Below are 7851 nucleotides of genomic sequence, written 5' to 3'. Positions count from 1 at the left end.
GCCTGCTTGGCTTTTGCCTTGGCGATGGCGCGGGCAATGGCGGCTTTTTTCGGGTCGGCCGGTGCCGCGGCTTCGGCGGCTTGAACCGGCTCGGCGTCAGTCGCTGGCTGCGTGGGCGTTTCTATGGCTGCGGTCTCGCCTTTCGCGGCGGCTTGTTTTGCTTTTGCCTTAGCGATGGCGGCGGCCACGGCGGCGTTACGCTTGTTGTCGCCAGCTTTTGCCGTTGTCTCTGTTGGTTGCGCTGGTGTCTCGGAAGCGGTGGTTTCGCCTTTCGCGGCGGCCTGCTTGGCTTTTGCCTTGGCGATGGCGGCGGCCACGGCGGCGTTGCGCTTGTTGTCGCCAGCTTTTGCCGTTGTCTCTGTCGGTTGCGCTGGTGTCTCGGAAGCGGCGGGCTCGCCTTTCGTCGCGGCTTGTTTGGCTTTGGCTCGGGCAATGGCAGCGGCCACGGCGGCTTTTTTCGGATCGGGCGCCGTATTGTCACTGTTTTGAGCAGCCTTTTTGGCTTTGGCTCGTGCGATGGCAGCAGCTACGGCATCTGACTTAGGGTCTGCGCCGGCAGAGGCGGTGTCCGTGGCGGCTTTTTCGGCCTTACGGGCTCGAGCTTCGGCTTTGCGCTGAGCACGCAGGGCAGCCATGTCCTGCTCACTATCTGTCTCTGGCTTGGCTTTCTTAATCCGTGCCAGTGCCGCTTGAACGGCATCGCTGTCGGCGGCAGGGGCACTGGCTTTTCGCTTGGCTGCTGCAGCCTTGTGTCGGTTTTCCCGTTCCTGTTTTTCTTTTTCCAGTCGGGCCTGGCGGGCATCGAATCGAATTTTGGCGCGATCGGATGCCTGCTGCTTCAGGGCTTCCTGGCGCAGTGCCGACTTGGCGATGCGGTAATACTGCACCAGAGGGATGTCCGACGGGCAAACATAGGCACAGGCACCGCATTCAATGCAGTCCCTAAGGTTTAACGCCTCGGCTTTGTCGAGCTCTTTGGCCTTGGCGTGCCAGTACAGCTGTTGAGGCAGCAGTTGCTGTGGGCACGCTCGGGCACACTCTCCGCAGCGGATGCAGTTGAGCTCACGAGCGTTGCCAGGCATCTCTTTACGAGATGGCACCAGAATGCAGTTGGTGGATTTGATCACTGGCGCCTTCAGGCTCGGCAGGGTAAAGCCCATCATCGGGCCTCCGATGATCACTTTTTGCCCTAGCAGTTGCGGGTTAAAACGGGTCTGTTTCAGCAGCCAGTCGATAGGGCTGCCTAAGCGAACCCAGTAGTTACCTGGTTGCTTGGTGCGCTGGCCGGTGACGGTGACAACCCGTTCAATCAGGGGTTCGCCGTCAAATAGGGCGCGCTTGATAGCAAACACGGAACCGACGTTTTGCATCACCATTCCCAGCTGGGCAGGAATTTTACCCGAAGGTACTTCCTGACCCGTGAGGATCTGTACCAGTTGTTTTTCGCTTCCCGATGGGTATTTGGTGGGGATGACTTTGACCTGCAGTTGTTTAGGGTCAAAGTCGCTGGTTTTCACCGCTTGTTCGATGGCGGCAATGGCCTGAGGTTTGTTGTCCTCGATCGCAAACAGAATGCGCTCGGGTGACAGTAGTTTGTCCAACACCGTCAGCCCTTGAACAATTTCACTGGCAAACTCCCGCATTAGGGTGTCGTCGGCGGTGATGTAGGGCTCGCACTCGGCGGCGTTGATCAGCAAGTATTTTACTGGCTGAATCGGATTGAGTTTTATGTGGCTTGGGAAGGTGGCGCCCCCCAGGCCAGCGATGCCGGCATTGAGAATGGTTGCCAGAATCTCGGTGTTGTTCATCCCAGCCAGGCTGTCACGACGGGTGAGCGAACACCAGCGGTCTTCGCCATCCGGCTTCAGGGTGATGGTGGTTTCTGGCAGGCCCGATGGGTGAGCCGAGACCCAGTCGCCGATGGCTTCGATGGTGCCTGACGTGGGGGCATGCACAGGCAGTGCCATGGGCGCGCTGGGCTGGGTCAGCGGCTGGCCTTTTGACACCCGGTCGCCGACCTTAACCAGCAGGCTGCCGGGTTGGCCGATGTGCTGAGTGATCGGAATGTAGAACTGTTCCGGCAGTGGCAGCGTGTCAATGGGCGTTTGGTTGGACAGGGTTTTGTTTTCTGGCGGATGGATGCCACCTGCAAAGGTCCACAGAGTACCACTGTCGATTTGTTCGGTTAGAGTTTGCATAAATTCGGTTACTCCACCTCTTTGACGGCGATCCGGTTCAGATCCCAGTTCCAGTTTTGTTTTGTGGTTTTCACTGGGATCATATCGATGCAGTCAACCGGGCAGGGGGCTACGCACAGGTCGCAGCCGGTACAATCTTTGGCAATCACCGTATGCATCTGTTTGCCGGTACCGACGATGGCGTCCACCGGGCAGGCTTGAATGCACTTAGTGCAACCGATGCACTCGTCTTCACGAATGTAGGCCACACGGGCGATCTGTTCTCCCCCCTCCAGAGGCTCGGGCTCGACGCCCATCATGTCAGCGAGTTTTTGAATCACCGCATCGCCACCAGGGGGACAGAGGTTAATGGGGGCTGCACCCGAGGCGATGGCCTCGGCATAGGGGCGGCAGCCCGGGTAGCCACACTGACCACATTGGGTCTGTGGCAGGGTGTTGTCTATCTGTTCAACAATGGGGTCGGACTCCACCTTAAAGCGGATGGAGGCATACCCCAGAATGACACCGAAAAACAGGGCCAGTCCGGCCAGTACTACAACGGCTATTAGGATACTGCTCATGGTCTATTTCACCAGCCCGGTAAAGCCCATAAAGGCCAGTGACATCAATCCGGCGGTCACCATGGCGATAGAAGCGCCCTTGAACGGGGCGGGCACATCGGCGGCGGCCAGTCGTTCGCGCATGGCGGAAAACAGCACCAGCACTAAAGAGAAACCTACGGCGGCACCGAAGCCATAGATCAGTGAGCCAAACAGGTCATGTTGTTCCTGTACGTTCAGCAGGGCTACCCCCAGTACCGCACAGTTGGTGGTGATCAGTGGCAGGTAGATCCCCAGTACTCGGTACAGGGAGGCGCTGGTTTTGCGTACCACCATTTCGGTGAACTGCACCACCACGGCGATGACCAAAATAAAGGCCAGGGTGCGCAGGTACACCAAATCGAAAGGGATAAGCAGGTACTTGTTGATCAGATAGCTGCACAATGAGGCGAGCGTGAGAACAAAAGTGGTGGCCATCGACATACCGATGGCGGACTCAACCTTACCGGACACCCCCATGAAGGGGCACAGTCCCAGGAATTTCACCAGGACAAAGTTGTTGACCAGAATGGTGCCAACAAGAAGGAGCAGATACTCTGACATTCGTTTGAGGCTCGGGATACACTTAGCCCTCTATTATCGGTAATTGATTGCACTTAAACAACTGAAGACAAATAGGGTTATTCACAGAATAAATGGAAAGCGTGATCTTTGGCGGTTAACTGACTACCATATCGACGTTTTTGGCGAGAGCCATGTTGTCACCGGGCTGGGAAACAGAGAATTGAAGGGACGTACCGCCGAAATGGCGTTGATTGTGGCGATGATTTTGTGGGCCAGCAGTTTTATTGCACTGAAAGTGGCATTTCAGAGTTATGACCCCTGGACGGTGATTGCCGGGCGGATGTGGATCGCCTGTCTGTGCTTTGCGTTTTTCTGGCCTAAGTTGTTCAATTTCCAGTATCAAAAAGGGGATTGGAAGATTCTGCTGATAATGGCCGCAGTGGAGCCGAGTCTGTACTTTATCCTGGAAGGGTTAGCATTGCAGTATACCAGTGCCGGTCAGGCTGGCATGGTAACGTCGTTGGCACCGCTGCTTACCGCCATCGTGGCCTTTATCGTCCTCAAAGAGCGTATCACCAAAATTGCCGCCGTAGGTCTGTGTATCGCCATTGCCGGGGTGATGGTTTTGGGCTCGGCCGGAGATGCAAACGAATCTGCGCCTAATCCGCTGCTGGGAAACACCCTTGAGTTAGGTGCCATGTTGTGTGCCGCCATTTTTAGTGTGTGTCTTAAATTGCTGAGCGAACGCTACTCCGCGTTGACGCTCACGGCGTACATGTCCGCTGTCGGGGCACTGTTTTTCACGCCATTGGCGTTGGTCAAAGGCGGGCCATGGTATTTCAGCGTCGAGCCCATCTTGTCCATCGTATTCCTTGGGGCCTTTGTGACTCTGGGAGCGTACTTGCTGTACAACTATGCGATTGCTCATATGTCGGTGTCGCGGGCGTCAATGTTTGTAAACCTGATACCTGTGTTTACCGTTGTTCTGGCTTATCTGATTTTGGATGAACGGCTGAATCAGACCCAGTTAATCGCCAGCGTGGTGGTCCTGCTGGGAGTGGGCTTGAGTCAGGTCAAGCCACGCAAAGCGGCGCATGCCCAGACTCAGTCATCCTGATGGTCTTTGATGGCTAAAGCGAGACGGATTCAACAGTGAACAACGAGCGGTGCAATTTGACCCTAGTTGGAGTATAAAAAAGAGTTGTCCCTACTGGGTAAGCCTTCAGCGAAAGGGAGCTGCAACCCTATGCAAAAGTTTGGTCTGGACAGTTTACGCTCTGACAAGTACAGCTCACTGGAGTCGGAGATCGCCAAGGAAAAGGCGACCACTCTTGGCCGGGCGGGTAAGCGACTTCAACAGGCGATCGATCACTATTATGCCGACATCGACGGGGCCGGAGAAAGCCAGCGCCAAAGCCTGGTTGAGGCCGTGACCGATGCGGTTTGGGCTTTGATCTTGCAGCGGGAGTTTTCCGGGTTCTGCCACCAGAATCTGGAGTGGATTACCGAGCACTATGACGTGCCGCAGGAGGCCATCAGCCGCTTGGGTAAGCAGCCGCATAAATAGCCGTTGCACTGTTGCTCGAGCAGGTAAGAGCGGCGAGGTGCCGAGCTTACCCCCCCCTCCGCCGTGCCGCACACGATTCGGTTGCTACCGCGCTGTAATTAACCCTTTGTTGTACCCGAGAACGTGGGTACCCGGTGTCTTTTCTCTCTGTATCCGACAGGGGTTAGGCGTTATGCCTGAGTTCTGGCTGGATGTGGGCTCTGTGCTACGCTGACGGAAACGGTGACAGAGAATGACAGGAGTCGAGGATGGCAGAGAGGACTGAAGCGAAGCCGGCTGAGGACCGGCGCGGACTCGGGACAATCGAGCGCCGTCAATTGCTGATGCTGGCTCGGGACAGCATTGAATACGGCCTCAGTCACGGTTGCAGGCAACCACTGTCCGGTTTTACCGACGCTGTCTTTCGTCATCATGCCGCCTGTTTCGTAACCCTGACTAAAGCCGGTGCATTACGTGGCTGTGTTGGAACTCTGGTTGTGAATCAGTCGCTGGCCGAGACCATAGCCTATTTTTCCTATTCGGCGGCGTTTGAAGACCGTCGTTTTGAGCCGCTGGCGGCCAAGGAGTTGGCTCTGGTCCGTATTGGCATATCGGTGCTGTCGAAACAACAACCGATGAGCGTTGCCAGTGATGCCCAATTGCTGAAAGCGTTGTCACCGGGCAAGGATGGCTTGACGATCAGTTGTGGCCGTCACCATGCAACGTTTTTGCCACAGGTATGGGAGTCGCTACCGGAGCCGAGGGCGTTTGTGTCTGCACTAAAAGCTAAAGCCGGCTTATCAAGTGATTTCTGGAGTCCCGAAATGCGCTGGTTCCGCTATGAGGTGGAGTCCTTTTCTGAGCCGGGTTAGGGGCTGATGCGGACCGGAATTCGTTGTCGGCCAAAATGGCCAGGCTCAGCGTCAAACACACCGTCCACAAGGGTGTCGCACTTCGGGCAGCGACCGCCATCCAGATGCCAGTGAGTAAGTTGGTACCAATCTCTTCCAATCAGTAGAAAACCGCAATGGGGGCACCAGGTGCTGTCACCGGCGGGATCATGCACATTTCCAACGTACACGTAGTTGAGCCCGGCTTCTTGAGCGATGCGCCTTGCTCGCAGCAGAGTGGCTTTTGGGGTGCGGGGTTTATCCATCATGTGAAAATCGGGATGAAATGCGCTGAAGTGCAGCGGTACGTTGGGCCCCAGGTTGTCCATCAGCCAACGGCACATAGCCTGAGTCTCTTGCGGATCGTCGTTTTCACCCGGAATGAGCAGGGTGGTGATCTCCAGCCAAACCTGGGTTTCGTGTTTCAGATAGAGCAGGGTATCGAGTACGTCTGCCAGGTGGCCATGACAGATCTTGCGGTAGAAGCGTTCACTGAAGGCTTTCAGATCGATATTGGCAGCGTCCATGTGGTGGAAAAACGCTTTTCTGGGAGCCGGGTCGATGTAGCCGGCACTGACGGCCACAGAGCGCACTCCCAACTCATGGCAGGCAATGGCGGTGTCGACGGCGTACTCGAGAAAGATCACCGGGTCGTTGTAGGTGAATGCCACACTGGCACAGCCCAAACGTTTGGCGGTGCTGGCCAAAGCCTCTGGCATAGCGGCATCTGCCAGGGTGTCCCATTGTCTGGATTTGCTGATATTCCAGTTTTGACAAAATTCACAACTCAGGTTGCAACCTGCGGTACCAAAGGACAACACCGAAGTACCAGGGAGAAAGTGGTTTAGTGGTTTTTTCTCTATGGGGTCGATGCAAAAACCGCTGGAGCGTCCATAACTGGTCAGTACGATTTTGTTCTGGTGATTGGCGCGGACGAAACAGGCACCACGTTTCCCTTCCCTAAGCTGGCAGTGCCGCGGACACAAATCGCACTGCACCCGACCGTCGGCTAGACGATGCCAGTAACGGGTGGGGTGAAACTGTGGTGGTGAGGCGATCGCCCTGTTGTTCCTTAACATGGCCGGACTCCGATTACCTTTGGCTGAAAATCGAGTACGCTTTAAGTATACCTCTGTGCAGATAAGGAGGGGGTATGAGTGTACGTGCAACGGCGGTCGCCGGCAGTTTCTATCCTGATGATCCCGCAATACTGGCGGAGCAGTTAGATCAATTGGTCACTCCAGGGCATGCCTTGGGAATGCCAAAAGCGATCATAGTGCCCCATGCCGGCTATGCCTATTCCGGCGCAGTGGCCGGTCGACTTTTCGGCTCGTTGGATGCCATCGCCGGTCATGTCAGTCGAGTGATAATGTTGGGTCCCAGTCATCGACTGGCCTTCGAAGGAATCGCGTTACCCGGTGTGGACGGTTTTGATACGCCCTTTGGTGTGGTGGAGATAGACACCGCCGCGTGTCAACGCTTGCTGGATATCGATGGCATAGAGATTCGCGATGAAGCGCACCAGCAAGAGCATTCCCTCGAAGTGCAGTTGCCTTTTATCAAGCGTTGCTTCTCTAACGCCCGCATTGTCCCTCTGCTGGTGGGCAGTGCCTCGGCCACCCTGGTGGCAAAAGCAATGAAGCGCCTGTGGGGGGGCGATGAGACCCTGGTTGTGGTTAGTTCGGATCTCAGTCATTTTATGGAGTATGCCAAGGCGAAAGACAAAGACAGGGGAACCTGTCATCGCATCGAGACCCTTGATGGGCCGCTGCATGGTGAGGATGCCTGCGGATGTCGCGCCATTAATGGGTTGATGTTGTTGGCCAAAGAACGAGGCATGCAGGTACGCTGTATGGAATACCTGAATTCTGGTGATACCGCCGGTGATAAAGAGCGGGTGGTGGGCTACGCCAGCTTTGCGGTTTATGAGGGCTAGCGGGCAGCAGGAGTGTTAACCCAGGCTGATGGCGTCCACTTTAACCAGCCATAACGTCGCACCTCTTCGTGTCGCCCTTGCGAACGCGAGGGGCCAGTGGCTTTGGGTTTGATTGTGAAAAAAGACACTGGGTACCCGCCTACGCGGGCACGACGGAGGGATGATTGGACGTTGAGTG

At 56.0% G+C, this 7851-nt stretch carries 8 protein-coding genes; 4 read left to right on the top strand and 4 right to left on the bottom strand.

All coding sequences use genetic code 11. The annotated features are described in order from the left end of the window. The 3 genes from rsxC to rsxA all read right to left on the bottom strand — a co-directional run. Positions 1–2198: electron transport complex subunit RsxC (gene rsxC / locus H598_RS25325; protein WP_035416486.1), on the bottom strand; the 2198-nt coding region annotated here is incomplete at its 3' end. An 8-nt stretch (positions 2199–2206) separates the two neighbouring features. Beyond that, positions 2207–2758, bottom strand: coding sequence for an electron transport complex subunit RsxB (gene rsxB, locus H598_RS0122820; RefSeq protein WP_028115074.1), 552 nt, complete (start codon positions 2756–2758; stop codon positions 2207–2209). Positions 2759–2761: 3 nt separating this feature from the next. Continuing rightward, positions 2762–3340, bottom strand: coding sequence for an electron transport complex subunit RsxA (gene rsxA, locus H598_RS0122815; protein ID WP_028115073.1), 579 nt, complete (start codon positions 3338–3340; stop codon positions 2762–2764). Positions 3341–3521: 181 nt separating this feature from the next. Between rsxA and H598_RS0122810 the strand changes: the two genes are divergently transcribed. From H598_RS0122810 to amrA, 3 genes are all read left to right on the top strand, one after another. Beyond that, positions 3522–4418 carry a DMT family transporter gene (locus tag H598_RS0122810; RefSeq protein WP_211227350.1) on the top strand — a complete coding sequence of 299 codons (897 nt, stop codon included), beginning with the start codon at positions 3522–3524 and terminating at the stop codon, positions 4416–4418. Positions 4419–4547: 129 nt separating this feature from the next. Further along, positions 4548–4868 carry a DUF6665 family protein gene (locus H598_RS0122805; RefSeq protein ID WP_028115071.1) on the top strand — a complete coding sequence of 107 codons (321 nt, stop codon included), beginning with the start codon at positions 4548–4550 and terminating at the stop codon, positions 4866–4868. A gap of 248 nt (positions 4869–5116) precedes the next feature. Further along, positions 5117–5719 carry an AmmeMemoRadiSam system protein A gene (gene amrA, locus H598_RS0122800; protein WP_035416485.1) on the top strand — a complete coding sequence of 201 codons (603 nt, stop codon included), beginning with the start codon at positions 5117–5119 and terminating at the stop codon, positions 5717–5719. Here amrA and amrS read toward each other — a convergent pair. After that, positions 5716–6816, bottom strand: coding sequence for an AmmeMemoRadiSam system radical SAM enzyme (amrS, locus tag H598_RS0122795; RefSeq protein ID WP_051252968.1), 1101 nt, complete (start codon positions 6814–6816; stop codon positions 5716–5718). The two genes, amrA and amrS, sit on opposite strands and share 4 nt — an antisense overlap. Positions 6817–6890: 74 nt before the next feature. Between amrS and amrB the strand changes: the two genes are divergently transcribed. After that, on the top strand, positions 6891–7673 hold the full coding sequence (amrB, locus tag H598_RS0122790) for an AmmeMemoRadiSam system protein B (RefSeq protein ID WP_028115068.1): 783 nt from the start codon (positions 6891–6893) through the stop codon (positions 7671–7673). Positions 7674–7851: the final 178 nt, after the last annotated feature.

The sequence above is a fragment of the Ferrimonas kyonanensis DSM 18153 genome (assembly GCF_000425405.1).
Taxonomy (GTDB): domain Bacteria; phylum Pseudomonadota; class Gammaproteobacteria; order Enterobacterales; family Shewanellaceae; genus Ferrimonas; species Ferrimonas kyonanensis.
The sequence above is the reverse complement of the archived record's forward strand: the minus strand, read 5'-3'. Positions and strand labels throughout refer to the sequence as shown.

What these genes read in the sequence shown, in the direction of transcription:
- rsxB (WP_028115074.1), bottom strand. Translation starts at nt 2,758, where the DNA reads ATGAGCAGTATCCTAATAGCCGTTGTAGTACTGGCCGGACTGGCCCTG.
- rsxA (WP_028115073.1), bottom strand. Translation starts at nt 3,340, where the DNA reads ATGTCAGAGTATCTGCTCCTTCTTGTTGGCACCATTCTGGTCAACAAC.
- H598_RS0122805 (WP_028115071.1), top strand. Translation starts at nt 4,548, where the DNA reads ATGCAAAAGTTTGGTCTGGACAGTTTACGCTCTGACAAGTACAGCTCA.
- amrA (WP_035416485.1), top strand. Translation starts at nt 5,117, where the DNA reads ATGGCAGAGAGGACTGAAGCGAAGCCGGCTGAGGACCGGCGCGGACTC.
- amrS (WP_051252968.1), bottom strand. Translation starts at nt 6,816, where the DNA reads ATGTTAAGGAACAACAGGGCGATCGCCTCACCACCACAGTTTCACCCC.
- amrB (WP_028115068.1), top strand. Translation starts at nt 6,891, where the DNA reads ATGAGTGTACGTGCAACGGCGGTCGCCGGCAGTTTCTATCCTGATGAT.